This is a genomic window from Pseudomonas sp. TE3910 (assembly GCF_056279025.1).
In genome coordinates this window covers 4,689,875-4,715,502 of record NZ_JBWBQN010000001.1, presented here as the reverse complement: position 1 = coordinate 4,715,502, position 25,628 = coordinate 4,689,875, and the positions used below count along the sequence as shown (strand labels likewise).

The following is a 25,628-nucleotide window of genomic DNA, read 5'->3' as shown; positions in this document are numbered from 1 at the left end:
TTCACTCCGTAAATACTTACGTCTCCAAAACCTACTATTCAGTCATCCCTGTCTATGTGGCGAGCGACGCGAGGAACGTGTGGAAGCCGCTCTTCGAAAAAGGCCAGCAAATGATCAAACTCACGACGCTTCGCAAACAGCGGCGCGGTACTTAAAGAATCTTTGTTCATATAATCGTCATACCAGCAAAACTCCAAGCCGACCAACGTTTGTTTCTTATCGACCACCACCAACGTAAATCTCGACCACTCATAGGTTCTGTGATGAAATTCCGTCTGCAAGTCGCGATAGGCTTTCGAGTTCATTGAGGCACGCAACAGCATCACGTTGGCAGGCCCGATCACGGCATAAATCAGATAACTAGCGTCGCGGTCGAGGCTTGCCATGCAGGCAAAGAGAATCGCCGTAACAATCGCGAGACACGTCAAGAACCTCAGCGTCCACTCTGGAAAATTTTTCCATTCACAAAATTCTGCGCCAGATGCTGTAAAGCGGTAGGCAAAATTCATGCGCTGATGGGTCATGCATACCGCAGGGGTCGATATGAAAAAGAAAAATAGAACATAGATCAATATCTTCGAAAAACCAGGTTCGAATACTGAAGTAAAATATTGGTAAAGTGCGAGCCCAAAAACTATCGACAACATCACAACCAATAGGCCATTGGCGATGGTCGTATTATAGTTTCGAGCCTTGATCCTCCACCCCAGCAGCTCTGGTTCATGTGCATACTTCCACGTCAGTTGCGGCGGCAGTTCTCGTGGTGTGGCCCAGTTGTCCAGCAGGGACCTTACGCGAGACAACCCTTCTGAAGCCTTCATTTCGCCATCCCCTCTGGCACCTGAAGGTTCAACCCGTAGAGGCTGTGTTTCTCCAGCTTCTGGTCGTCAGGCAGCATGTCCGTGAACAGCGTATTTTGGCGCTCGGCCTCACGCAAATCGTCGCGTAGGGCCACGCGGAACATGTAGCCACGGGCGTCTGCGCGCTGATTGAGCGGTGATGGGTAATGCACCTCCAGCTCCAGCGCTGTATTGCTCTTGGGTGTCGCCACCCAGGCCTGCCATACGCGGTGTTGATCCTTGGCCTGATAGGCAAAGTCGCTCTGTAATTGCTGGCCACCGGCGGCCTCCGGCAGTTGTCCGGCCAACTCAGGATCAACCCAATGGCCGCGCAGAAAGTGCTCGTAGAGTGGGCTCTGCTGCTGCGGCGTGTGATAGACCGGCGAGCCTTCGCTGTCGATCACCACTGGTTGCAGCTGGACAATACTGCCTGCCAGGGTGGCGGGGAGCAGCAGTTGTACCCAGAACCCCAGGCAGCGCTGTGGCCCACGGTCCGGGTAGGTGTACACCGCCCGGGCCCAGACGCTGGGCCGCTGCAGGATCTCCAGCAAAGCCATCAGTTGGGTTTTATGGCCATCAATGCCAACCCAACTGTCCTCCGGTGCCTTGCCCCAGCTACAGCGGTACAACCAGAGGCGCAAGCCTTCGCGCTTGTACCGGTTGGCACGTGCAGAGAACAGTAAATAGGCCATACCGAGTGCGGCCAGAATCATGGTGACCGGTGAGGACATGATCCAGGCAAAGTTGAACCAGTAGCCTGCAATCGCTCCCGCAAGCTGAAAACTGGCAACGCCCGCCATTCCGAGCAGCGACAGACGCTTCCATTCCAGTGCTTCTTTTTCATCTTCATTGCTCGCCCCCGCAATATCCTTGGACACCTGCCACGCCTCAACACCCGCTGCAATTGCACCGAGCGCCGCCCAGGTCGCAGTTCGAGCAATCAGCCGCTTGGCGGTTTGCGCGAAGTTGATATTGCCTTGAGCCAGCCATGCCTTCGCGCCCGCCTTTGTAAGCTGCTTGATTTTTTCGCCCAACCGCGCAGACATCCCCTGCGCACGATTCCACGCCGGCCCCACGCACACGGCCATCATTGCGTTACCGGTATAGGCCGCATTGGCGGTCATCATCCGCAGTTCGCTGTTGTTGAACAGGCCGTCGGCACTCGCTTGTTCAAGGCTGTACAGGGTGTTCCAGACATTCAGCCCGACCAGCATCAGCGGCAGCGACTGGCCGAAGTGCTTGCCCATCCATTCGCGGCTGCGGGCGTTGAAGCGCTCGCGTTGTTGGCTTTTGAGGCGGTGCTGGGCCAGGGCCTCTTGCTGCCCGAGGTCGCCCAGTTGTTGGTGCAGGTGATCGACATGCACGTTCAGGCGGTTGACCGGGAACAGTGTGAACAGCAGTTGATGCGGCCGGCTGAAATGCAGGTCCTGCAGTTGCAGGGTCAAGCTGCGTAGCGCGGTGCGGGTCGCGGCCTGATCGTGAGGCGCGCCGGGACGTGTCAGCGTGCGCTGCTGGGCGTCGATCTGCCGTTGCAAGCCAAGGACCTGCTGCTGCCAGCCGCGGAATTGCGCCTTGAAGTCGGGGTTGAAGCGCAGTTGGGTAGCGTCAGAGGCCTGGGTCGAGATCAAGGCCTGAGTAGCCACCTGAGAGAGCACGTCCGTCGCGCTGGCGTAGGCCCGTTGCAGGGCCGGCGCCAGGGTCATGCTCAGGGTGTGCCAGGCCCCTTCGGCACTGCTGTTAGCCACCGTTACCAGGGTGTCGAACGCCTGCCGGGCCGTCGTGCTCAGCGCCTGGTAGGCCTTGCTCTGCTTGACCGAGGGCAGGTCGAGCACGCCTTTGAGTTCGTTCGCACGGGTGGCAACGCTGGTGACATCTGCCGGGTTGCCGGGGTCGACGGGGAGTGTGCTGCCATCGCCCTGGCTACGGCCATCGAGCAAGCCGGTGGTGGCGAAGTTGTGCGCGACCGTGCGTACCAGCGCGGCAATTTCCGGGTTGAAGTTGAACAGCGCCGTGCCCAGCAGGGTGCTCGGTTTCACCGCCTGCCGGCACAGCCAGTCCTGCCCGGCCTCGCCGCCGCCCAACAGGGTTGCTAGGCCTTCGGCAGTCTCCAGCAAGGCGCGGCTGTGGGCTGGGTGGCAGGTGTCGAAGAACAGGGTGTCGGCATTCGGTGCAAGCCGCTCCAGCCAGTTGAGCAGGTCGCGTTCGCTGCGCTGGGCATGGGCCTCAAGCTGGGCCGCCTGGGCCGTGGCCCGGCTCAGGAAGCCTTGCAGTTCATCGAAGTGGACGTCTTCGCGCCACAGGCGTTTGTCGCGCCACTCGGCCAGCGTGCGCCGCCAGGTACCGGGGTGCGGTAGTGTGCCCCAGCGCTGAATGAACTTCGCCTCGAGTGCCTCGATCTCCCAGCGCCACGTCCCTACCAGTACCGATTCGGGACCGTCAACCACGTCCCGACCCCGCTCGACGCCATCATTGGCCTTGAGCAACGTGTACAGGTCATCGGTGTAGGCACGGGTCAGTGCCGGGTCCTGGGCGACGTGCGCGGGTAGCAGCGGTGTGCAATCAAAGCCGCACAGTGCTTGCACCGCGGTGGCCGTTTGCAGTTTCTCCTGGTGCTCCTGCTCGAACAGTGCCTGTTCCAGGCGCCGCCCGGTGAGGTTCAGGCTCAGGTCGTCAACCAGCGCCAACGGGTCGTCGAGGGCGATGAACAGTGCCGTGTTCTGGTCTGGCACGTAGCCACGAATCAGCGCTTCCTCGAAATCCCGCTTGAACGGCCGGTCGGGGTCGGATGGGTCGGCATCGGTGGGCAGCGTGGTGCTGAGCAGGTTCGGTGCAGGCTGGTCCTGTACGCGGATATCGGCCACGCTCTGGCCCAGTTGCACCAGTGGCGCACCGTGGGCAACCTGGTAGGTGTCGCAGTAGTCCGGCAGGTCGAGGTCGCGCAACCAGGGCGTTTGCAGGCCACCGGAACGCATGGCCTCGCACAGCCGCCAGGTCCATTGCACCGGCGAAAAGGCCAGGCGCAAGATGCTGCGGCGGGGGTACAGTAGGTACGGCCGTGATTCGCCGGGGTTGGTTCGCAGGTCCTGGCCAATTTCCAATGCGGTCCAGGTGTGGCGGGTAAACATCCGCCCGATGACCTGGTATTCGTGGAAGGTCTTGTCGACGCTGTCCCAGACATACAACCAGCCGTCCCGCAGTTGGCGCAGGGTGTAACTGCGGGTTTTCAAGGTGGGCTGGAGTTTGGGTGCCCAGCCTTTGGGCAGTGGATGCGGGCCTTGTGCCTGGCCTTTTTCCGGGGACGCGTCAATCGCGTAGCGCACCGGGAAGATGGCAACCTCCGGGGACTTCATCGGGCAACAGCCGCGCCCCACCGGAACATCGTCAAAGGCTTGCCGGAGACGTACGTGCTCAAGTTCTGCCTGACTGGCTTCCTGATTCATGTTGCATCCTTGTCTAATTCGATTGCCAGGCAGTGGTCATCCAGCCGTCGCATGCGTTGATCCGCAGGCAGCCTGAGCGCCTCAGGGTTGTGCGCCAGCCAGCGTCGATAGGGGCTGTGGGGGGGCTCCGTAAAGTCATCGCCCCAGCGCAGGCTGTACTTCAGCCAAATCACCAGGCCCCGCTCTGTCGTCAGCCCCCAGGCCTCGCCGTCATCCAGGCGGGCGTCAAACCACTGCGCGAGGGTGCGTTGATCGCGCGCGGTCAACGATGGCGCAAAATACTGGACAAGCTGTGCATACAGCCGTTCGATAAACCGCCAGCGCCCGGCATTGCCCAGTGCTTCAAGCTGCGCGTGACTGAGCCGTGCGTGGTCATCCGCCCATGTCGGTGGCGCTGCTGTACGGACAAAGGTGCGCCAGCCAGTGGCATCGCACACCACCCAGGCATGATGGGGTTCGGGCACCTGCCAGGCATCGAGTGGCCCCAGCACCTCATCCAGATGCACGGCGGGGTAGCTGCCCAGCCAGAAGTGCGCGACCAACGGGTCGGCGAAACGCAACAGGCCAGTGCCGCCCAACGTATCGGGCGGCGCGATGAAATGGCGCAGATGCTCTGCCACCACCTTCATCGGCTGGGTGCTGTACAGCAGGCTGACGCTGTTGGCCCAGCCGTTGTCTGCAGTGCTCGCGTGCTGGAGGAGCGTTGAATGCGCGGGGGCCCTCACCAGTATCGGCCCCAGGTCCGACAACTCGGCCCAGCGCGTTCCGGCGTAAAGCGGTACAACCTCCAATGGTTCGTGATAACCCTGCAGCCTGGCCAGGGCTTCTGGCCTGAGCACGCCATCAATCAACAGGTAGTCAGCCGGGCGCTCTGAAATCATGCTTGCTGCGCCCGTGCTCGGGCCTGCTCACAGACCTCGCAGCGCGCTGGAGCGCCCGACAGCGCCTGCCGTTGTGCCTGTACCTGAGGCGCCGACAAGGCACTGACCACACCCGGCAACTGCGGGCTGGCGGGCATAGCGGCAACAGGCGCCCCGCCCAACTGAATGTCCGTGCTGCTGAAGATGCCGCCAGCGCTGATCAACACCTGCTGACCGCCGCCTCTCAGGGCCAGGCAGGCACCTGCATCGACCACCACAGAGCCCCCCGCCGTCAGGTGCACCTCCTGCCCCGCCTCGACCACCAACACCTGCCCGACCTGCGTATGACAATTGTTAGCCACTTGCCGGTAGTCGTTGGCCTTGAGATGTACCTTGCGGTCGCCACTGACACGGTGATGCTGCTCAGCATCCAGGACCGTGATGCAGTTGCCTTTCACGGTGGTCTTGCGCTCATGACCGATGTCCAGCCGGCTGTTGTGCTCGATCTTCTGTTCCATATCACGCTGGGCGCGCAGGTAGATCAGTTCCTGGCCCTTGCGATCCTCGATATGCAGTTCGTTGAAACCACTACCGTCCGGCGTACTGCGGCTGCGAAAGACGCTGCGGGTATTGCTTGCCGGCAATTCATGAGGCACGGGATTCATGCTGTTCGGTAGGCAACTGCTGACCAGCGGACGGTCCGGATCCCCCTCCAGGAAAGTGACCAGCACTTCCATGCCCACACGGGGAATGACGACACTGCCAAAATGGTCACCCGCCCACCCTGAGGCCACCCGCAGCCAGCAGCTGCTGTGGTCGTTGTTCTGGCCTTCACGGTCCCAGTGGAACTGCACCTTGATCCGGCCATAGGCATCGCAATAGATCTCTTCGCCTTTCGGGCCGGTCACCCGGGCGGTCTGGCTGCCCGGTATACGGGGTTTCGGATAGGCCTTCGGCGGGCGGTAAAACACATCACAGGGCGTGGCGGTAAAGTGGTTACGGTAACCTTGCGAGAACTCGCCCCCGTCGTCGTGGGTAACGTATTCCTCCAATACCTGGGGCTGCTTGCCTTCATGCTCAATTGAGGTCAGCAGCCATAGGCCGTTCCACGCCTTGCGCGGGTGCTCGGAGAGTTCCAGCAGATAGCCGCTGACCAGCGCAGGTTGATCGCTGTGGCCTTCGGCCTGACGGTAGTCGGCGCGGTGACGCTCCATGGTCCGCTGACTGAGCGGCTTGCCACGCTCGCCCGTCAGGAAGCCGCCGGGGTAGCTGTAGTCTTCCAGGTCCGGCTCTGGAAACAACGCATCCGCCGCAGCCTCGGCCTGCAGCACATAACTGGATTTCTCAAAGTCATAGTCGCGCAGTGCCGTCCGCCGAGTGCGGGCCTCCAAACGGACCTCGAAGCGATTGATCACCGGCTCATCGGCCACCATGCCGCTGTCCTGCTGGTAAGGCGTGGGCCGGCCGAGTTTGGGGAAGAAGGTCTGATGGTCGCTGAACACCACGACATGCCCCTCTGGGCCATGCGCAAAGCGGTAGCTCACGCCCTCCTCGTGGCATAGCCGCTGAATGAAGTACAGATCGGTCTCACCATACTGCACGCAGTATTCACGTGGTGAGGCGGTCTTCTCCAGGTGCATCTGGTAGCCGTTGCTGAGAATGCCGTGGTCTTTGAGCACCTGCGCGATGATCTGCTCCAGGGTGTGTTGCTGAAAGATCCGGTGGTTACGGCGCAACGCCAGGTAGGCCAGTTGCGGCACCAGCGTCAGGTGGTAGTGGGTCAGGCGTTTGCCGGACTCACCCCGTGCGATGCGAAACACCTGCCCGTGAATGCCTGCGCCCTGATCATTGAACGCCAGAAATGCCTGCCTGTGCAGCAGGTGCTCAAGCGCCAGATCGGCACGCTCACTGACCAGTTCCACCTCGAAGGCATAGGGTGTGCTGATGGCTTCCTGGCCATTGAACGCCAGCACCTGAAAGTCGTGGTCGACGTCGTTGAACGTCAGGCTGAACGCGGTTTGATTGGCGCAAGCGAACATCCGTTGTTCCTTTCGCAAGTTCAATAAGCAGGGCGCTTGCGCGTACGTAAACGGCCCGAATTCAAGAAGGAAATAACGCTACCAGAGACGCTTCCAGAAGGATGTAGGACGCGTCTGAAAGTGCGTTCCAGCCACACCGCATGCCGCCTGTTTCCCGCGTGAGCTCACGGTCTGCGGTGGCATCACCACCACTGCCCTTGCCAACGCGGGCGCCAGAACGGCACACGGCTCAATACAGCCTGAAGGTCAGAAACGCTGATGGTTCGCCGTGAGGCATCCAACGCCAACGCGGTGCGCAGGGCCGACCAGCAATGCCTGGGCAGATTGTTCGGCGCACGCAGTGCTCGCTCCAGGCCCTCGGCGCAGGCCTGGGTTGCTGGCAAACGACGATAGGGATGCTTGCCCCCGGCCAACTCATACAGCACACAGGCCAGCGCAAACAGGTCGGAGCGGGCCGAAGGCGCTGCCCCTTCCAGCAATTCAGCGGCGGCATACCCTGGGGTCCAGGCGTTGAAACGGGTTCGACTCAAGCGTGCAAGGCCAGGCATCCCTTCCTCGGCGTGCCCAAGGCCAAAGTCGAAGAGCCGCGGACCATCGTCACAGAGCATCACATTGCTGGGCTTGAGATCACCGTGCACGACACCGCGCTGGTGTGCATGAGCCAGGGCATCGAGCAGCGGCAAGGCAATACTGCGCAATATGTGCCACGGCAGCCCCAGCGGATGCTCGCAAAGCAGCCTGTCCAGCGTCAGGCCCTGCATCAGCTCCATGCTGATAAAGGCACGCTGGCAATCGGTGTCGACTTCAAAGGTGTACAGGCGCACGACATTCAGATGGTGCAGGTGCCGGGTAAGCGCAAACTCGCTGTACAGCAGCGCCGCGCCATCCGGCGACTCGTCGAGGCTGTCCGCGAGAAACTTCAGCGCAACAGGGGGCGCAGGATCGCCGAACTGTTCATGCAGCAAGTCCCGCGCACGGTAGACACACCCCATGCCTCCAACACCGAGCAGGCGTTCGATGCGGTAACGCCCGGCAACCACATCAGGCAGCGCTTTGCCACGGATGCTGGCAGGCGCGCATTGAACCTGGCCGACAGGGGCAAAGCCCGAGTACAGGCTGGCGTCGCTCTCCGGTTCGCTCATCGACGGATCACCACGGCTGTCAGGTTGTCCTGAGCACTGCCACACAGCGCGGCCTCGAACAACCGTTTCAACGCCATATGCGGTGTAGAACGGCTTAGGGCACTGCCCAGCGTTTCACACTCCAGCGCCTGATAGAGGCCATCACTGCATAGCAGCAAGGTATCACCGGGATAGACAGTGAACTCGAGCATATCCAGCGTCAGTTGCGCCCGTGCACCAACGGCCTGAGTCAGGGCATTCGCCGACGGGTGGGCGCTGGCCTGCTCGGCACTCATCTGCTGCTGCTCAATCAGTTGCTGTTGCAGCGAATGGTCTCTGGACAACTGGTACAGACGCCGCTCTCGCCACAGGTAGCAGCGACTGTCGCCGGCCCAGATGCATGCCGCGCGGCTACCCTCAAGCATCAGGGCAACCACGGTACTGCCCATGATGCGCTCAGAGTGCCCCTCGGTAACCGTCAGTTCCTGGCTCAGGCGCCGGTTAATCCAATGCAGACACTGGCGTACCGCCTTGACCCGCTCATCAAGGCTCAGGGTCACCGGCAGATCGGCCAGGCTGGTGACGATCAGTTGGCTGGCCATGGCGCCGCGCTCGTAACCGCCCATGCCGTCGGCAACAACCCAGAGCCCCTGCGCGGGGCAATCGAGAAAGGCGTCTTCGTTGTGTTCACGCACCTTGCCAACCTCGGTGTGCCCCGCGCTACAACACGCCCTTTCAGACACCATCAGAGCTGCACCGGCATACGGAAGGTGCGCAACACGCCCATATCAAATGGATTCGGCGTACGTTGGCTCATCAACAGGTAATTGGCTCGCAGGCCGCCAACGTCGGCCTTGAGTACCAGCACATCACGGCCACTGAGGTACTCGGTCTGCATCAGGTCAAACAAGCGGAACAATGACCAAGGCCCCGTATTCTTCTCGATGCCGATCGGCCGTCCGACCGCGCGTTCGAGCACCAGGCTGCTGCGTCCATCCTGCGCATCGGTTGGCCAACTGAATGCCGTTGGCACGATGGGGCCATGGCGGTACTCGACAACCTGATGACCAAAGCGGAACTCGGCCCGGCTCACCGACGGATCAAGGGTGTAGGGTTCAAGCTTGAACTGAACTTCGGGCTCGTTCGGGTTGTGGGCAAAAAAGCTCTGTCGAATGACCTGAAGCGCAGCCATCTGGTCCAGATAGGCATTGGACGCAGGCAAGCTCTGGCCATCGATACTGCGTAGGCGATAGCGCCCCGGATCACCACTGACGAAGGGCCGCATGTAGGTCTCGAAGAAGCGCTCGGCAATCCCCTGGGCTTTGAAGAACTCGCGAAAGTCCACCAACGCGACATCACTGGCACTGTGGGCGTCAAAGGGATAACGCTTGTGGACAGCCTTGCGGTAGAAGCTGTACAGCTCGCTCTGGTAGCGCTGATTCAAGTAGCGGTAGGTATCGTCAAGCACCAGACGCCAGCTGTCCTCGGCCAGTACACTGAACCAGGCACTGACCGGGCGCGGCAAACGCCCCGACGCGTTGCGCAAACTGCTCAAGGCATCGCGCTGGCCAATCATGCGGGCCTTGGCCATGTCGAATGCCGCTTGCTCAGGGGCACTGGCGCGGGCCAGGCTGGCCAGTTGCAACTGCACATCGTTAAGGGCTTGCAAGGCTGGCGTCAGGTCGCCAGCCGGGCCATTGCTGCTATCAAGCAGCCGGTGCAGAGGTTCGAAGCGCCGCTGCAGCGCCTGTTTCGCCGTGTCCGGCAACGCCTTGGCCAACGCGCCCTGGGCCTGGCCTGCTGCAGCGACAGTCAGCTTGCCCAACGCACCCGCCTTGTCGCCCACACGGTCGGCAGGCGTCGGTAGGCTGCCCAGCGTGTCTGCAACCAATGCAAAGCGGGTGTTTTCTCGGACTTCTTGCAGCAATAGCAGCACCGGCGAATTGGCCGAAATCAGCCCGGCCAGCAACTCGGCGGCTTCGCCAGCATCGTTCGAGGGCCGTAACGCCACCCGGCCGAGCGCATCCCCCCAAAAGTTGGCATAGTCACGGAAGTAGCGCTGCTCAAGCTCGACCATCAGCCGCCGCAGGTCCATGGCGCTGATATCACTGCCCTCACCCAACACCCAATTGTCCCGCAGGATATCGGTCACCAGGTTAACGCCCTGAGGCGCAAAGTACTGCTGATAACCCTGCTGGGTGTAGAAGCCCGGTATCGCATGGTCCGCGCCAACAAACAAACCGCCCTGTGAACCCAGGTGCTGGCTTAAGCGATAGTCCGGCATGCTCCGAGCCTGCTCGCGCAGCACGCGGTAGACCACATTGGCCAACGACTCGCCACGCAACACATGGCGCGCTTGACCAACCAGCGTGTCGTTGAGCGGGTAACTGAATGGCCGGGCCAACAAACGCTGCAAATGAGCATTGAGGCCTTGCTGAAGCGCCGTGTTGCCGGAATAACGCACAGACCATTGCGACGCCAGCCATTGTTCGAGCCACGCGGCATCGCGACGCGTCGTCAGGTTCAGCATCAGGTAGGCACGCAGATTGTTGAGCAAGCGTGTGCGGTCCTTCAGGCTGCCACGAATCTGCCCTTCAAGTTGCGCTGCCAGCCAAGGCAGCAACCGTTCCTCCAGCTCACGCTCATATGCAGCATCGAGCAGTGGTTTGCTGGCGCGGCCCTGATACAACCCAGTACGTTCAAAGGGTGAGACCTGCGCAGCCTCAGGGAATACCTCGGTTGCCGCAAAGCGCAGGTCAAGCGCCTTGAGCAAGGTTGCCGGGTCATTCGCAGCCAGCGCCTGTGAATCCTGTGCAGCCGATTGCCTGGCCAGTTCACGCAGGTGTTCAAAACGCTCGTGGTTGGCCGAAAAACCATTGCTCCACAGCAGCCCGAGCCCGACCAGCACCGCCAACGCGGCGAGGTAAACCGCCCGTTGTCCCCAATGAATACGACGGCGCTCACGCGAGTCCAATCCTGCAAGATCGGCTTCGGGAAAAATGACCTTGCTGAACAAATGATGGATAAACCATGAACGCCCCATGGAGGCAGCAGCTGTCGAATTGACTGGCACGTGCTGGTTTGCATGAGCACTCGGCTGGGCCGGAGCGGTTGCAGCGCTGGTCAGGTAAAAGCCGCGCAAGGGGATAGCAAGCTGATAGCGATTACCGCCAAAGGCCTTCTGAACGAACTCGCACAACCCATCCCCCAGTGCCCCCAACTGATTGGGGAAGTCGAGAATCAACCCGCGCTGCTCGATATCACGCTCCAGGTGCACTCGCTGAATCACCTGGCTGTTCAACCGGTGCAGTAGCGCTTCAAACTCCCCACGCAGTACCCCTGCATCGTTTCCGTCCTGATCGGCGCGCAGTGTACTCCCCAGCACCTGCTGGCTTTCCTCGTGGGTCAACTGACTAAAAAAGGCGTCGAAGCCGGGTAGCAGATCAGCCTTGGTCAGGACCAGATAGACCGGAAAGTCGACCTGCAGCCGTTGATGTATCTCATGAAGTCGACCACGCACCTGTTGCACGGCGGTCGTGAAGTTATCTCTGTCAACGCTCAGCAATAGGCCCACAGGCACCGTCACGACCACGCCATTAAGTGGACGATTACGCCGGCGGTTACGTAGCAGGCCAAGCAAGGTAGACCAGGCACCGCCATCGACAGCAGCCTTGGATTGCTCCAGATAGCGCCCGCTGGTATCAATCAGAATGCCGTGATCGGCAAAGTACCAGTCGCAGTGCGGGGTGCTGGTGACATCGCCATTGGCCTTACGGTCAAAGGTGTTGAGAGGAAACTCAAGCCCCGAAAGCTCCAACAGGCTGGTCTTGCCGCTGGCCGTGGGACCGATGAGCAAGTACCAAGGCAAATCGTTGCGCCATCGTTCGCTACGGCCACGGTAGAGGCTTGACGCTTTCAAGGTGCGCAACGCCTGCTTGAAACGGCGGACGACTTCACGCCGCTGCGCATCCATCGCCTCGCGGCTGCTGCGACGTGCCTCGGAATCTTCGAGGGTTTCGGCCAATTGCTTGCGTACGCTGGCGCGCCAATTGCTGAAGACCAGCCCCAGCCCCCACAACAGAAACAACACACTGATGCTCAGCAGACGGGACGTCGCAGGTGCCCAGAGTTTGTAGTCATCAACCGCCAACAGTGGCCCGACAAACCACACCAGCAGCGCCAGGCACAGCACCAGCAAAAGCGACCAGACCCAGGTCCTGGACAACCAGGTACGTATGTTCTCGAAAAAGGTTTTCATGGCATGTCTCTGTATGGCGGTTGAAGCTGAACCGCTGCCGAGTCCGTCGGCAAATAAGGCTGCAGCGCGCGCTCACGCTGTTCGCCGAGTACCCAGGCAAATCCCGAGTACATCACCCCAAGGCTGACCAAGGTGAACATCGCGACCATCCAGGTCGGTACGATGCGCACCAGATTTCGCCGCTGGGTACCCAAGCCTTTCCATTGCGGCGACAGTTCGCGCGGTACATCGCCTCGCAACTGACGGATACGCTGGTACAGGTCATCGCGAATGCCATCGAGCCCCTGCATGCCGCGGTCGGCCACTCGGTACTTGCCCTCAAACCCGAGCGCCAGGCAGAGGTACATCAACTCCAGCATCTGCAAATGTCCGGCAGCCGCTTTCAACGACTGTTCAAGCAGCCAGAAGAACTTCTCGCCACCGAAGGTTTCGTTATGGAAAGTGCTGAGCAGGCTCTTCTGAGACCAGTCGCTATTAACGCCCCACGACGTCGTGACCACTGCTTCGTCGGCCACCGTGCACAGCACATAAGAGGCCATCGAGACCTGACGGCTTTCCACCCCAAGCTGACCCGCACGCTGCTCAAAGGCAGTGACATGGTTCTGCAGGCGTTTGTTAAGTAATGTGAGCTCTTCGCCAATACGGCTCTGTTTGATCCTGATGACCTCGGACAGCAGCTCGGAGGCCGCAGCAACCAACGTGTTGATACTCAGGGTAAAACTGTGGGTTGGGCGCGCAGTGGCGCTGAACACCAGCCGATCAGCAAGCGCCTCGACACGTACCGCGCCTGCCTGGTCGGTCAATGGTGCCCCCTCTGGCAGGCTGCCATTGTGGGAACTGGCAAGAACGGTCAAGTCCTGATAACGGTGCTTTTCTTCAGACATACCGTTCAATTCCTGATCGCCCAGAAAGCCAGTTCAAGTTCGGCAAACTCACCCGACACATGGAAGGCGAAACCACCCGAGCTCTCCAGCTGGGAACGCTCTTCAACACTCAGTTCCAGGATGAAATAGCTCTTGTTGGCGTGAAACGGAATTTGCCGTGGGGCCACCGGCAACGGCCTGACCTTGATACCCGGCAGGTGCAGGTTGACCAATTGTCGAATCTGCTCCACGGCGCCGACCTTGAGGTGTGCAGGCAAACGCTGGCGCAGTTCGTCACCGTCACAATGGGCACTGGCAGCCAGCACAAACGAGGCCGAGTCCAGTAGCGTAGGGTCATTCAGTGGGGAGACCAGAACACCGTATTGGCGCACTTGCAGCTCAAGTTCGATGGCATGCTGCTCAAGCACCATCGACAGCACCTGACGGATGGCATTCATCACGCTGCGAAAGCTGGAGCCCTGGTCACTGTGCTGATAGCGGCTGTCCAGGTGCGGGCGTTTGTGCTCACTGGAGAAGGTTGCAAGGTCCCCGAGCATCGCCAGTAGCGTGCGGTACAAGACCTCAGGATGCACCTGCTCAATATCCAGAAAGTGACGCAACACCAACTCGGTTCGGTTGATTAACTGCAGCATCATGAAGTCCCCCACCTCGGCGCCGCCCACCTTGCCGTTAGAGCGGATCCGCTCCGCCAGGGCGTCCCCTCGATGGGCCAACAGGCTGATGACTTCCTTCAGGCAGGACAACAAATAGCCAGACGCCTGGGCATTGATGAAGGTCGGAACAAAGTCCTCTGCAAGCGTGATGGCTCCATCCGCCGAGGTGTCGAACACTTCGCATATTTTCAATTTCACATAGGCCTGATCGCTCTGTTGCTCACCCAGCAACAAGCGAAAATCCGGACGTGCGCAACTGATCACCCGGCTGGAATCAGCACCGGCATTGGAGTCTGCGACCTCGGTTTCGTAGTGGGTGTAACGCGCCAGCACATCGGATTGTTCCGGCCGGCGCGCCTCGATGTGATGACCCGTGATCAATGGCAATGCCAGGTAGACCGGCGTATTACCCGTACTGGGTGGAACATCGAGCACCAACGGCTGCCCCTCGCCCCCCAGTTCAAACAGACTGCCATCCGGCAAGATGCCGGACGCCTGGCTAATCGCCAGCTTCCCCATCTTGAGAAACTGCTGGTCGATCTCCAATCGCAAAAATCCCCACATGTAACTGCCCAGCAGGTGGGTTCGGCTTCTCATTTGATAGTCGTAGTAACGGTCGTTGTGCTGAAGGTGCTGCGGGCGCAGCAACATGCCTTCCTGCCAAATGACTTTGTCCCTGTTCATGATCAGTTATCCGTGCTTGCTAATGGGTCGTTACGGGAGCGAATACCTGCCTGAGCAAGCACCAGCTCAACCTCGGTCAAGGCCTCTGGCGCGAGAGGAACCACGTAACTCCAGCGGGCTTGCGACAAGTCGCGGTAAGCCGCCACCACGCCGACATAGCGACTGCCCTGTTCGACACTGAGCTTGAGCTCAATGGATTCCCCCGGACGCAGCTCCAGCTCTTCACTGGCCAACAAGTCCACCGCCAGGCTTTCCTTGGCACGCTCGTAGAGGCTGAAAAAATCCGCGTTCTCAAACGCCACCGGATGTTTGAGCGCCATCAGGCGTACGACGATCGGCGACGGGCGTCCGTGGAGGTCTGGGTTGAGCTGATCGCTGGCGGTCAGCTTCAGGTTCAGCTTGGTCAGGTTCGAATACGGCGAGAGCGATGCACAACCTGCCAACAGCAGCAGTGCCGTCAACGCGGCAATCGTCTTGAAGCATGAAGTCAAGCGAGGCATAAGCATCATCCTTGGTGTGGGTGATGGAGGGTGGTGATCAGGCGGACCTGCTCTTCGTAGGCACGGGCGAAGTCTCGCGCCAGCAAGCGTTCACTCCACTCGTCATCTCGACACAGCGCATGGTGGTAACGCTCAAAAGCTTTCCAGCGACTGAACGCAGTCGCAAACAGTGACTGATGCCCCTCACGCTCGAAACACAAGGTCAGCTGTTGGGGCGAAAAATGCTGAAGGGCGCCACGCAATGCCGCTCGCGTTGCCCCAAGCAACGCCACCTGATGTGCTTGCAGTTCGCGAAACGCAAACGCCAGCGCCTGGTCAGCAGGCAGTTGCCCTGGCGTTCCCGGTGACAGCATGAGGCTCAACGCGCCACTGGCATCCGCGGTGTGCTTGAGCGGATTACGGCTGGCCCCCTCCGTGGTCACAGCCAGGCGCAGCTCTCGCTTCAACGTACTGCGCGTATGCAAGCCCTGCTGGATACCGTCGATACTCTGCTTGAACAGCGCCGCAACCTTGAGCGCCAGCGCCTCCCGGCCCGAGTCATCGAGCGCGTTGACATCAACGCCCAGAGCAACGCCAAACTGCGTCCAGAACCCTTCGCTACGCACCTCTGGAGTGAGCGGTAGCTCCTCACGAGCGGCCATGTCCTGCGGCGCCTGAAGCGTCGGTACATGCAGATGCTCATGCGTGATGGAGGCATAGTCCGCACCCGGATGCACCGGATAAGACACGGCCGATCCCTCGTCTAGCCGTTGAAATTCTGCATAGATCTGGTCGTCGTCATCGTCGGAGCCAGACAGATCGAAACCGAACAATGCCCCCTGTGGAATGTGATTGTCTGCCTGCGGGGGACGCTCAGTCGGCTTGGGGTCGTCAACATCAGCACCCACCAGGGTTGCACGGAGCTCGACGTCACCCACGACATACGTAAAACCATGCTCGATCGGTAGCGACTCGCCCGCGCGCAAGCGCTGGCCAGTGTCCTTGACCAACGTGCCATTGGTGCTGATATCGATCAGCATGAACTTACCGTTATCGAACGTGATCAGCGCGTGCTGCTTTGATAACGTCAACGCAGCACACGAAAGGGGCCAGTAACAATTCACACCCCGTCCGATCACACCGCCGAACGCCCCAAAGGTTCTACTGCAAGAGACTCCAGCGGCAGGCTGGGGTGGATTCAGCCAATCGAAAATCAGTTCCATGATGAGGCTCCTTGCGATCACTTGCCGCGATTGAATGCCTGCGGGTCACCCAACGGGCGATACGCGTTGTCATTGAATTTGTAGTTACCGCTGCAGCCGCCCAGAACAATCAGGACCAGCAACACCGGTGGCCAGTGACGAACAGACATCAGAAAATCTCCTTGAAAAAAGCGTGCAGAACCCCTGTCCTTTCAGGGCTACCGGAAAGAAAAAAGGCGTAAAAAGGTCATGTGCTGCTAACCGTCAAAACCGCCCTGCGGGATGCTCAAGCGTCCGAGTCGATACAACAGGGTGCGGCGTGGCAGGCCGAGTTCGCGTGCCACCAGGGTTTGGTTACCGCCATGCTTGCGCAGGCAATCAAGCAACAATGTGCGCTCAACCTGCTCCAGGCATTCACGCAGGCTACGGGCAGGCGCCTGCGGCAACGTGTCGGTAGTCAAGGTGAAGTGCTCGCTGCACAGTTCACCGCCGTCGCACAGCAATACGGCCCGTTCGACCAGGCCCTTGAGCTCTCTGACGTTGCCCGGAAAGCTGTATCCGCCAAGGCGTTCAAATGCCGCATCCGACCATTTCAGTGGCTCACGCTGCAGGAATGCGCAGGCCTTGTCAGCGAAGTGCAAAGCCAGCTCACGCAAATCACCTTCGCGTTGGCGCAAGGCCGGTAGCGTGATTGGAAACTGCGCCAGGCGGTAATAGAGGTCTTCACGAAACGCCCCTTCACGAACCCGTGCCAATAGATCACGGTGGGTCGCGGCAATGATCCGCACGTCGATCCGTTGCGTCTGATTGGCCCCCAACGGACGAATCTCGCCTTCCTGCAATACGCGCAGCAACTTGGCCTGAAGGGTGAGCGGCATGTCGCCAATTTCATCCAGCAGCAAGGTGCCGCCATTAGCAGCCTCGAACAGCCCTACCCGGTCACTGTTGGCACCGGAAAACGCGCCCTTGCGATAACCGAACAGTTCACTCTCCAGCAGTTGCTCCGGAAGCGCCGCACAATTCTGCGCGACAAAGGCCTTTGATCGGCGCGGGCCATAATCATGAATTGCCCGTGCCACCACATCTTTTCCGGTACCCGTCTCGCCTTGTAGCAATACGGTATATGGGGTGTGCAACACCTTGCTGATCAACTGATAGGTCTGGCGCATTCCGGCACTCTTGCCGATCAGGCCATAAGCACCCGAACAGATCACCGGCTCTGATGCCGGTGGCACATCACTGGAGGACCACAGGCGCCGTTGCAATAGATGCAACTGGCCGAGCACAAAGCGCCCAAGGACGCTCAGGGAACAGGCAAAGCCCTGCAGATCGACAGGCCTGCAACTGGCACACAGCAGAACGCCTGCAACGGCCTGCTGGCGATTGCTCAGCGGCACACACAACAACGAGCGCCATGCCTTGGCGTGCCGTGGAAGAAAACTGATTTCATGGATGCCACCGCTCAGGTCGCTGATACTGACCTCTCGGTTTTGGCACAGCGCAAACTGCAACAATTGCTCACCGTTGTAGTCTGCAGGCAACGTGGCCATTTCCCGAGGCTGGAGTACACCGTCCAGCCACTCTGCACTCAGCCCTAATGTGGTATGAGTGGCATCAAGCAGGTACAACTGGCTCAACTCACAACCACTGAGCGAAGCGGTGGCCCGGACGAAATCGGCCAACAACGCACCTTCGTCTGTCACACGCGACAAGCTGGCAAACTGCGCCAGCACCGCCTCGGCATAGATCAAGGGTTGCGCTACTCGCGTAAACATCTGCGCGCCCTCAGACAAACTCACACACCACGCCTGCGCTATTGTCGAACGTCGCATGCACCCGTGAGAGACGTTCACCTGTGGCCATCGACGCCAGCAGACGGTCGGCCACGTGCGGCAACAGGTGCCGGTCAAGCAGGTGATCAATCAAGCGCGCACCGCTATCACTCTCGGTACAGCGCTCAGCCAGGTGATCCACCAGGCAAGGGCTGTAGCTGAACGTCAATTGCCGCCTGGTTAAACGCTCGCCCAGGTACTGCAGCTTGATTTCAATCAGCTCACGAAGCACCGTTGCGTCCATCGGGTAGTACGGCACCACACGCATGCGCGCGAGCAACGCCGGCTTGAAGTGCTGACTGAGTGTTGGCCGAATGGCGTCTTCCAGCGCCTCGGCAGTAGGCCGCTCGCCGTGCAGACAGAGTGCACTGATACGCTCGCTGGCCAGGTTCGAGGTCATCAGAATCAGGGTGTTGCGAAAATCGATTTCGCGCCCCTCACCATCATTGGCAACGCCCTTGTCGAAGATCTGATAGAACAGATTCAAGACATCGGGGTCGGCCTTTTCGACTTCATCGAGCAGCACCACCGAATAAGGCTTCTGTCGCACAGCTTCGGTGAGCATGCCCCCCTCGCCATACCCCACGTAACCTGGCGGCGCTCCGATCAGACGCGAAACCGTGTGTTTTTCCTGAAACTCGGACATGTTGATGGTGGTGATGAACCGTTCGCCGCCGTACAACAGGTCGGCCAGCGCCAATGCAGTCTCAGTCTTGCCGACACCACTGGGCCCCACCAGCAAAAACACCCCTGCCGGTGCATCGGGTTTGTTCAACCCTGCAGCAGTGGCACGCATGGCACGGTCCAATGCCTGTACGGCCTGCTCCTGGCCACGAATGCGTGCTCGCAGGTCAGTGGCAAAACGAGCGACCTTGGCGTTGTGCTCCCAGGCCAGTTGTGCCAACGGTACGCCCGTCCAGGCGCTGATCACTTCCGCCACCAAACGAGGGCACACCTCAAAGCTGACCAGGCGTTCTTGAGCCTGAGCCTCACACAACGCCTGGTGGGTATCATGAAGTAGCGTTTCCAGCGCCTCGATGCTGTGTTGCTCCGCGGCGGCGTCCTGAGCTTGCTCGTGCATACCGATTTCGCGAGCCTCGGCTAATCGCTGGCGCAGCTCCAGAAGCCGTTCGGCCAGGCTGCGCTGCTCATGCCAACGCTCCGCCAATACCTGCTGTTCTTCGTCCACTTCTGCCAGATGTACCCGCAATGCGTCCAGAGCCGACTGCTCAACAAGCAACCCTGCTTCGGCATCGCGGCGCAACGCCTGATACTGTCGCTTGCCTTCGGCCAGCTTGCCGCGCAAGTGTTCCAGGCGCTCTGGCGCTGCGGCCAAACTGATCCGAACCCTCGCACACGCGGTATCGAGTACATCGACGGCCTTGTCCGGCAACTGTCGGCCGGCCAGGTAACGGGCCGACAATTCAGCGGCAGCCACCACGGCATCATCACGCAGGTAGATGCCGTGGCTTTTCTCATAGACCTGCGCCAGCCCACGCAGAATGGTCACCGCCTCGCTGACCGTTGGTTCATGCAATTGCACCGGCTGAAATCGCCGTGCCAGGGCGGGGTCTTTTTCAAAGTATTTTTTGTACTCGACCCAGGTAGTCGCTGCGATGGTGCGCAACTCTCCCCTGGCCAACGCAGGCTTGAGCAGATTGGCAGCGTCCGCCCCACCTGCATTGCCACCGGCACCAATCAGCGTGTGGGCTTCATCGATGAACAGAATGATCGGTTTCGGCGAAGCCTTGACCTCATCGATCACCCCCTTGAGGCGGCGTTCGAATTCGCCTTTGATACTCGCTCCGGCTTGCAGCAGGCCCATATCAAGCGACAGCAGTTCAACCCCCTGGAGCGCCGCTGGCACCTCTTGGGCAACAATGCGCGAAGCCAGTCCCTCCACGATGGCCGTCTTGCCGACGCCAGCCTCACCGACCACGATTGGATTGTTCTTGCGACGCCTGGCGAGGATATCGACCATCTGGCGAATCGCAGTATCGCGACACAAGACCGGGTCAAGCGTGCCGTCACGCGCCTGCTGCGTCAGGTTATGGGTGAAACGCTGCAATAGCGACTCACCCTGAACACCGGTTTTTTCATGGGTAGTGGTGACCTGTTGCGACAGGGCGAATGACTTCAGCCGCTCAACGTTCAACCTGGCCAGCAAAGGCTGATAGCGGCTACCGGCATAACGTAGCGGGTTGCGCACCAAAGCGAGAATCAGTGCGGCCTGCTCGACCTGGCTCTGCCCCAGATCCAGGTTTGCCACAAGCAAGGCGTCCTGCAGCCATTGCACCAGTTCAGGAGCGAACACAGGATTACGCGAAGCACTGTGCTCGGCCTGCACCTGTAACACGGCACTCAGCTCACCCGCTTCGACTTCAGCGTCTCTCAACGCTCGTGCAAGCAAGCCGTGCGGACGCTCCAGCAACCCCAATAGCAAGTCTTCAACCAGAACCTTGCTACCACCACGGGAGACACAACACTCAGCCGCGCATTCAAGGTCTCGGCGGGTTTCGGTGTCCAGGGCCTGGATGAGTTGTTGCAGATCTACGTTAATCATGAGCCTCTGTCCTTAATGAGTTTTGCTGCCCAGGGTGACCACGCCGTCAGCGTGTTCAGGCCCCAGCCAGCTGGTCCAGCCCAGGTGGCAGACGTTCGATTCACCGATACGCAGTTCGCGGATTTCCTCCTGGCGCAGCACCAGGCGGATGTCGTAATCCAATGGGTCACGCAGCGTGAACCTCACCAGCGCGCACAATGGCTGGTAGCCGGCGCCGATCGGCAGGAACTCGTGGAAGCGTGTCCAGTCGAGCTGACGGATATGGATACGAAACTTGCCACTGTGGTCGCGTACCGATTCGCCAAGAACCAGGTCTTCGTCGAACCGGCTATTGCATCGGCCAAGGCCATTACGCTGCTCGTCGAGAACGTCGACCCGGCGCTCGATGCATTGCTCGATCACCAGATGCGCATGCTTGAAGTAGTAACGCAGTACCGACTCGATCAATGCAGCAGAGTGCGCCCGCAAGCTGAGGAGGCCGAGGTAAGGTAACAAGCGCTTCCAGTTCAGCTCCCGCGCCTCGCGAATATCCCTGCCTCCCAGACCGATCAGGGCGAACAATTGCTCGGAAAACGGATCAAGCGCACCACTCTTGAAACTCGCCCGATAGCGGTACTTGCGCCAGATGGGCAACATCAACCGCTGCAGGCGATCATGAAAGAGGTCAAGAAAGTGGCGGGTCGCGTTACCCTCTTCACCATCACCCAGTGCCTGCTCACCGTAAAATGCAGGCAGCGGCGAACCGGAACCAAAGAGGCTGATCAGGTTGAACCGTAAACGTGCGCGCAGCTTTCCGTGCTCGTAAAAGAACACCACTTGTTCGACGTCACTGCCGGGAAAACCCAGGCTTGGATTGGCCTGAAACTCCATCTGTTCGTAGAGCTCGTCGTCGCTCAGTTCTGGGTGATACTCCCGCAGCCGGTCGATCACCAACAACACAGCCTGGAACAGCGAGTACTCTCGAATTACCCGGCTCAATCCGGTTAAAGCGGGGGCTGTAACCCCATTCGCGGTATCCATTGGTACACCTCTCCTTGTGTACTTTTCACTCGTAACTCGTGGTACGAATTGAGACTGGCGTAAAGCGCAAAGAACTCGTTCAGCACCGAGGCGAAAACAAAGAGATCGCCCTCGCCGATGTAACCCTCCGGGTCAATGGTCAGTTCAGTACGCAAGCCACGCAGAGGCAGCCCACGGTGTAACCTGTCCACCGGCTGATGACGAATCGACTTGAGCCCTCCCAGCAGCCGCTTGCTGACCTTTTCTGCATGCTGGTCGTAGTAACGCGGCAAATCGTAGGTTTCGAGAATCACCTTGAGCGCATCGACGTTGGCGAGCGACAAGTAGTTGAGCGACATGTTGCTGATCAACTTCCAGAGGAAATCGCGATTCAACGGGGGCGCAAAACTTGAGGTCGTAGGTGTGATGTTGCGGAAGTTGAGAAACTCGGGTGTCCCTTCACAGGTCAGGCAAATGTCCCCCAACTTGAGGCGACGCGGCAGGTTCTGGTTGGTACAGGTCAGCTCGATGGACAGTGTTTCCTGCACTTCAGCCTGACGAATGGCAAAGCTCAGGTAAGTATCCAGCCCCTCATGCAGCAGCGACGACCGCTGCCGAACACTGTAGTGCGGGCGGCTCTGAGGTACGTCGAAACTGGCGTCATGCTCGAACGACTCAAACAGCACATAGTCCCGATAACCGACACCTCCGGTACTCCAGCCCGCCACACGGTCGACCGAAAACACCCCACAGTGCTCAAGGTCATAGCTGGCCGGCAACAACAGGTACTCGTCCTCCTTGCCATCAAGACGAATCGGCAATGCATCGTGGTCAAACAGGTTGGCGATGGGCGTACAGTAGAGCTTCACATTGTCCAGGGTCGGTCGCAGACGCTGGATACCACTCTTGCGAATATCGAAACGCAACTCCAGGCCTCGCGTCTGTGCCAACAGCTCCTGCGGTAGCGTCTGCAGCACCTCAAGACCATCGAGGTCAACAAACAGGAACTTGTCCTGGAATGCAAAATACTCCTGCAAATAGCGATAGCCACGAAAGGTATTCAGCGGATAGGGAATCAGTGCCTCTTCTTCGGCAAACCCTACGGGCTGCACCCGGTCACCGGGTAATTTAAGGTTCAATTCGCCAGCGGCATTGACCAGCGGTTGACCATCACTGTCCAGCGGTACCAGTTCGATATGGTCCAGGTTGCGCAACAGGCTCAGGTAGAGCATCTGGGCGATGTAACGATCATCACCGGTCAGGAACAGCCGCAGCTGCCTCAGGTTCAACTCGCCGACATGCCCCTCGCTGCTCATCTCCAGGCGCAAGCCCAACAGCGCTCCATCACCCTTGACCGAGTAGTTCAATGCACTCAGTTTCAGCGGCAGGACATCGGTTGGGTAACACGTGCGAAAGCGGCATTGCACGCCGTCGACGGGAAGACTTTTCACCCCCGTGTGACGTTCGACCCGAAACGCCGGACCGGGCCGCTCCATGGGCTCGAACTGCAAAATGCTGAAGGCCGGTAGCGGCCGCATGTAGTTCGGCCACAGCAGGTGCATCAAGGAGTGACTGAGTTCCGGAAGCTCGTCATCAAGCTTCTGACGCAAACGCCCAGTAAGAAACGCGAACCCTTCAAGCAAACGCTCTACATCCGGATCCCGCCCGGCCTGCCCCAGAAAAGGCGCCAACGCCGGACTACGGTCGGCGAAACGGCGCCCCAACTGGCGCAATGCTGTCAGTTCACTCTGGTAGTAATGGTTAAAGGCCATGATCTACCCGCCTTTCAGCCTGCTGTGCGAGGACCGCAACACGTGGCGCATACACGACAGTCCTTCTCAAAAGCTTTTCATCCATGATCACGTCACGCTCACTTGTCCGCCGCCATTGATGTGCGCGGAGAAACTGGCCTGCCGCTTGACGCCATCTACGTCAAGCAGCCCTTCAATACTGAAGGACAGCTTGAGTTGATCGTGACAACGCGGCTGGGACACAACACGCACGCAGGAGAGACGCGGTTCATAGGCCTCGATAAAACGCTCGATGGCGCTACGGGCCTGGCTCAGAGCATCGTGCAAACTCAGGCGCATGTCGTTCAGATCAGGGAGGCCATAATCGGATAGCGTTTGCACACTGCCCGCACGGGTACTGAGCATCTTCGCCAGATGGGTGGCCACTGAAGCGGTGACACACGCTTCACGGCTCCAGCCGATGCGCTTGTCAGCCTCACCACTCAACCGCTCAAAAAGGCTGCCGTTTCCATTCATGGCCCGAACCCCGGTTACTCTTTGTCCAGCTTGCCAACCAGCGACAACGTGAAGTCAGCCCCCATGTACTTGAAGTGCGGGCGCACATTCAGACTCACGCGGTACCAGCCCGGCTCACCCTCCACATCGCTGACGATGATCTGGGCTGCTCGCAACGGGCGGCGACCACGCACTTCAGCGCTGGGGTTCTCCTGGTCGGCGACGTATTGGCGAATCCACTTGTTGAGCTCCAGCTCAAGGTCGGTGCGTTCCTTCCACGAACCAATCTGCTCGCGCTGCAGTACCTTCAGGTAGTGGGCCAGGCGATTGACGATCATCATGTATGGCAGCTGGGTGCCGAGCTTGTAGTTCAACTCGGCCGTCTTGCCTTCGGCGCTGATGCCGAAAAATTTCGGTTTCTGCACCGAACTAGCAGAGAAAAATGCGGCGTTGTCGCTGCCCTTGCGCATGGTCAGGGAAATGAAGCCTTCCTCGGCCAACTCATATTCGCGACGGTCAGACACCAGCACTTCGGTGGGGATCTTGGTCTCGATCTCGCCCATGCTTTCAAAGTGGTGCAATGGAAGGTCCTCCACTGCGCCACCGCTTTGCGGGCCGATGATGTTCGGGCACCAGCGGAACTTGGCAAAACTGTCAGTCAGCTTGGTGCCAAAGGCATAAGCGGTATTACCCCACAGGTAATGCTCGTGACTGTTGGCGACGGTTTCCTTGTACAAAAACGACTTCACCGGGTTTTCTTCCGGATCGTACGGGTTACGCAGCAAGAAGCGCGGCAGTGTCAAACCGAGGTAGCGCGCATCTTCGGACTGCCGGAAGCTCTGCCATTTGGCGAACTGCGGGCCTTCAAAGTGGTCTTTCAGGTCCTTCAGGTCCGGCAAGCCGGTAAAACTTTCCAGGCCGAAAAACTTCGGGCCGGCAGCCGCGATGAATGGAGCATGCGACATGCAGGCAACGCTGGAGACGTACTGCATCAATTTGACGTCAGGCGAGCTGGGTGACAGGAAGTAGTTGGCAATGATCGCCCCCACCGGCTGCCCGCCAAACTGGCCGTATTCAGCCGTGTAGACATGCTTGTACAGGCCTGACTGCATCACTTCGGGCGAATCCTCGAAGTCATCCAGCAGGTCTTGCTTGGAAACGTTGAGAATCTCGATCTTGATGTTTTCACGAAAGTTGGTGCGTTCCACCAACAACTGCAGGCCTCTCCAGGCAGACTCCAGCGACTGGAAATCGGCATGGTGAAGAATTTCATCCATCTGCCGGCTGAGCTTGGCATCGATATCGGCAATCATGCGATCGACCATGGCCTTCTTCACCGGCTCGCCGCTATTGTGCGGCTTCAGCAACTCCTCAATAAACGCCGAGACGCCACGTTTGGCGATGCCATAGGCATCATCGTCGGGCGTCAGGCGGGTTTCGGCGATGATGCTGTCAAGAATGCTGTACTCGCTGTTTTCAGGGCTGTTCTGTTGTGTCGCAGTGCTGCTCATGGTGATGACTTCCTTGGC

18 protein-coding genes are annotated in these 25,628 nt (G+C 59.6%); all 18 read right to left on the bottom strand.

The genetic code is table 11. The features are described from left to right. Nucleotides 1–38: 38 nt before the first annotated feature. A complete protein-coding gene (locus ACZ9H3_RS21545) occupies nucleotides 39–821 on the bottom strand; it encodes a hypothetical protein (protein WP_476222461.1) in 783 nt (260 codons plus the stop codon). Then, complete coding sequence (locus ACZ9H3_RS21540) at nucleotides 818–4,279, bottom strand: T6SS effector BTH_I2691 family protein (protein WP_476222459.1); 3,462 nt, start codon at nucleotides 4,277–4,279, stop codon at nucleotides 818–820. The genes ACZ9H3_RS21545 and ACZ9H3_RS21540 overlap by 4 nt, the downstream gene beginning before the upstream one ends. Beyond that, a complete protein-coding gene (locus ACZ9H3_RS21535; RefSeq protein WP_476222457.1) occupies nucleotides 4,276–5,160 on the bottom strand; it encodes a DUF4123 domain-containing protein in 885 nt (294 codons plus the stop codon). The genes ACZ9H3_RS21540 and ACZ9H3_RS21535 overlap by 4 nt, the downstream gene beginning before the upstream one ends. Then, nucleotides 5,157–7,178 (bottom strand): type VI secretion system Vgr family protein, encoded by a 2,022-nt coding sequence (locus ACZ9H3_RS21530; protein ID WP_476222455.1) that lies wholly within the window; start codon nucleotides 7,176–7,178, stop codon nucleotides 5,157–5,159. Before ACZ9H3_RS21530 ends, ACZ9H3_RS21535 begins: the two co-directional genes overlap by 4 nt. A 182-nt stretch (nucleotides 7,179–7,360) precedes the next feature. After that, on the bottom strand, nucleotides 7,361–8,320 hold the full coding sequence (locus ACZ9H3_RS21525) for a serine/threonine-protein kinase (protein WP_476222453.1): 960 nt from the start codon (nucleotides 8,318–8,320) through the stop codon (nucleotides 7,361–7,363). Continuing rightward, nucleotides 8,317–9,045, bottom strand: a complete 729-nt coding sequence (locus ACZ9H3_RS21520; RefSeq protein ID WP_476222451.1) for a PP2C family protein-serine/threonine phosphatase — start codon at nucleotides 9,043–9,045, stop codon at nucleotides 8,317–8,319. The genes ACZ9H3_RS21525 and ACZ9H3_RS21520 overlap by 4 nt, the downstream gene beginning before the upstream one ends. Beyond that, complete coding sequence (gene tssM, locus ACZ9H3_RS21515) at nucleotides 9,045–12,557, bottom strand: type VI secretion system membrane subunit TssM (RefSeq protein ID WP_476222449.1); 3,513 nt, start codon at nucleotides 12,555–12,557, stop codon at nucleotides 9,045–9,047. Before tssM ends, ACZ9H3_RS21520 begins: the two co-directional genes overlap by 1 nt. Further along, nucleotides 12,554–13,441 (bottom strand): type IVB secretion system protein IcmH/DotU, encoded by an 888-nt coding sequence (gene icmH / locus ACZ9H3_RS21510; protein ID WP_476222447.1) that lies wholly within the window; start codon nucleotides 13,439–13,441, stop codon nucleotides 12,554–12,556. The genes tssM and icmH overlap by 4 nt, the downstream gene beginning before the upstream one ends. A 5-nt stretch (nucleotides 13,442–13,446) precedes the next feature. Next, nucleotides 13,447–14,778: a type VI secretion system baseplate subunit TssK gene (gene tssK / locus ACZ9H3_RS21505; RefSeq protein ID WP_065760333.1), complete on the bottom strand. Its 1,332-nt coding sequence runs from the start codon at nucleotides 14,776–14,778 to the stop codon at nucleotides 13,447–13,449. Between the two features lie 2 nt (nucleotides 14,779–14,780). Then, nucleotides 14,781–15,278, bottom strand: a complete 498-nt coding sequence (gene tssJ / locus ACZ9H3_RS21500) for a type VI secretion system lipoprotein TssJ (RefSeq protein ID WP_065760332.1) — start codon at nucleotides 15,276–15,278, stop codon at nucleotides 14,781–14,783. 5 nt (nucleotides 15,279–15,283) lie between these two features. After that, on the bottom strand, nucleotides 15,284–16,480 hold the full coding sequence (tagH, locus tag ACZ9H3_RS21495) for a type VI secretion system-associated FHA domain protein TagH (RefSeq protein WP_454240959.1): 1,197 nt from the start codon (nucleotides 16,478–16,480) through the stop codon (nucleotides 15,284–15,286). Nucleotides 16,481–16,497: 17 nt separating this feature from the next. After that, complete coding sequence (locus ACZ9H3_RS21490) at nucleotides 16,498–16,629, bottom strand: type VI secretion protein (RefSeq protein WP_065760330.1); 132 nt, start codon at nucleotides 16,627–16,629, stop codon at nucleotides 16,498–16,500. Nucleotides 16,630–16,716: 87 nt separating this feature from the next. Further along, nucleotides 16,717–18,234, bottom strand: coding sequence for a sigma-54 interaction domain-containing protein (locus ACZ9H3_RS21485; RefSeq protein ID WP_476222810.1), 1,518 nt, complete (start codon nucleotides 18,232–18,234; stop codon nucleotides 16,717–16,719). Between the two features lie 10 nt (nucleotides 18,235–18,244). Continuing rightward, nucleotides 18,245–20,854: a type VI secretion system ATPase TssH gene (gene tssH, locus ACZ9H3_RS21480; protein ID WP_476222443.1), complete on the bottom strand. Its 2,610-nt coding sequence runs from the start codon at nucleotides 20,852–20,854 to the stop codon at nucleotides 18,245–18,247. A 12-nt stretch (nucleotides 20,855–20,866) separates the two neighbouring features. Next, the gene (gene tssG, locus ACZ9H3_RS21475; RefSeq protein WP_476222441.1) at nucleotides 20,867–21,874 is read right to left on the bottom strand and encodes a type VI secretion system baseplate subunit TssG; all 1,008 of its coding nucleotides are present in this window, start codon (nucleotides 21,872–21,874) and stop codon (nucleotides 20,867–20,869) included. After that, nucleotides 21,838–23,625, bottom strand: coding sequence for a type VI secretion system baseplate subunit TssF (gene tssF / locus ACZ9H3_RS21470; protein WP_330522150.1), 1,788 nt, complete (start codon nucleotides 23,623–23,625; stop codon nucleotides 21,838–21,840). Before tssF ends, tssG begins: the two co-directional genes overlap by 37 nt. Nucleotides 23,626–23,712: 87 nt before the next feature. Beyond that, a complete protein-coding gene (gene tssE / locus ACZ9H3_RS21465) occupies nucleotides 23,713–24,120 on the bottom strand; it encodes a type VI secretion system baseplate subunit TssE (RefSeq protein ID WP_065760326.1) in 408 nt (135 codons plus the stop codon). Nucleotides 24,121–24,134: 14 nt separating this feature from the next. Further along, nucleotides 24,135–25,610 (bottom strand): type VI secretion system contractile sheath large subunit, encoded by a 1,476-nt coding sequence (tssC, locus tag ACZ9H3_RS21460; protein WP_476222438.1) that lies wholly within the window; start codon nucleotides 25,608–25,610, stop codon nucleotides 24,135–24,137. Between the last annotated feature and the right edge of the window lie 18 nt (nucleotides 25,611–25,628).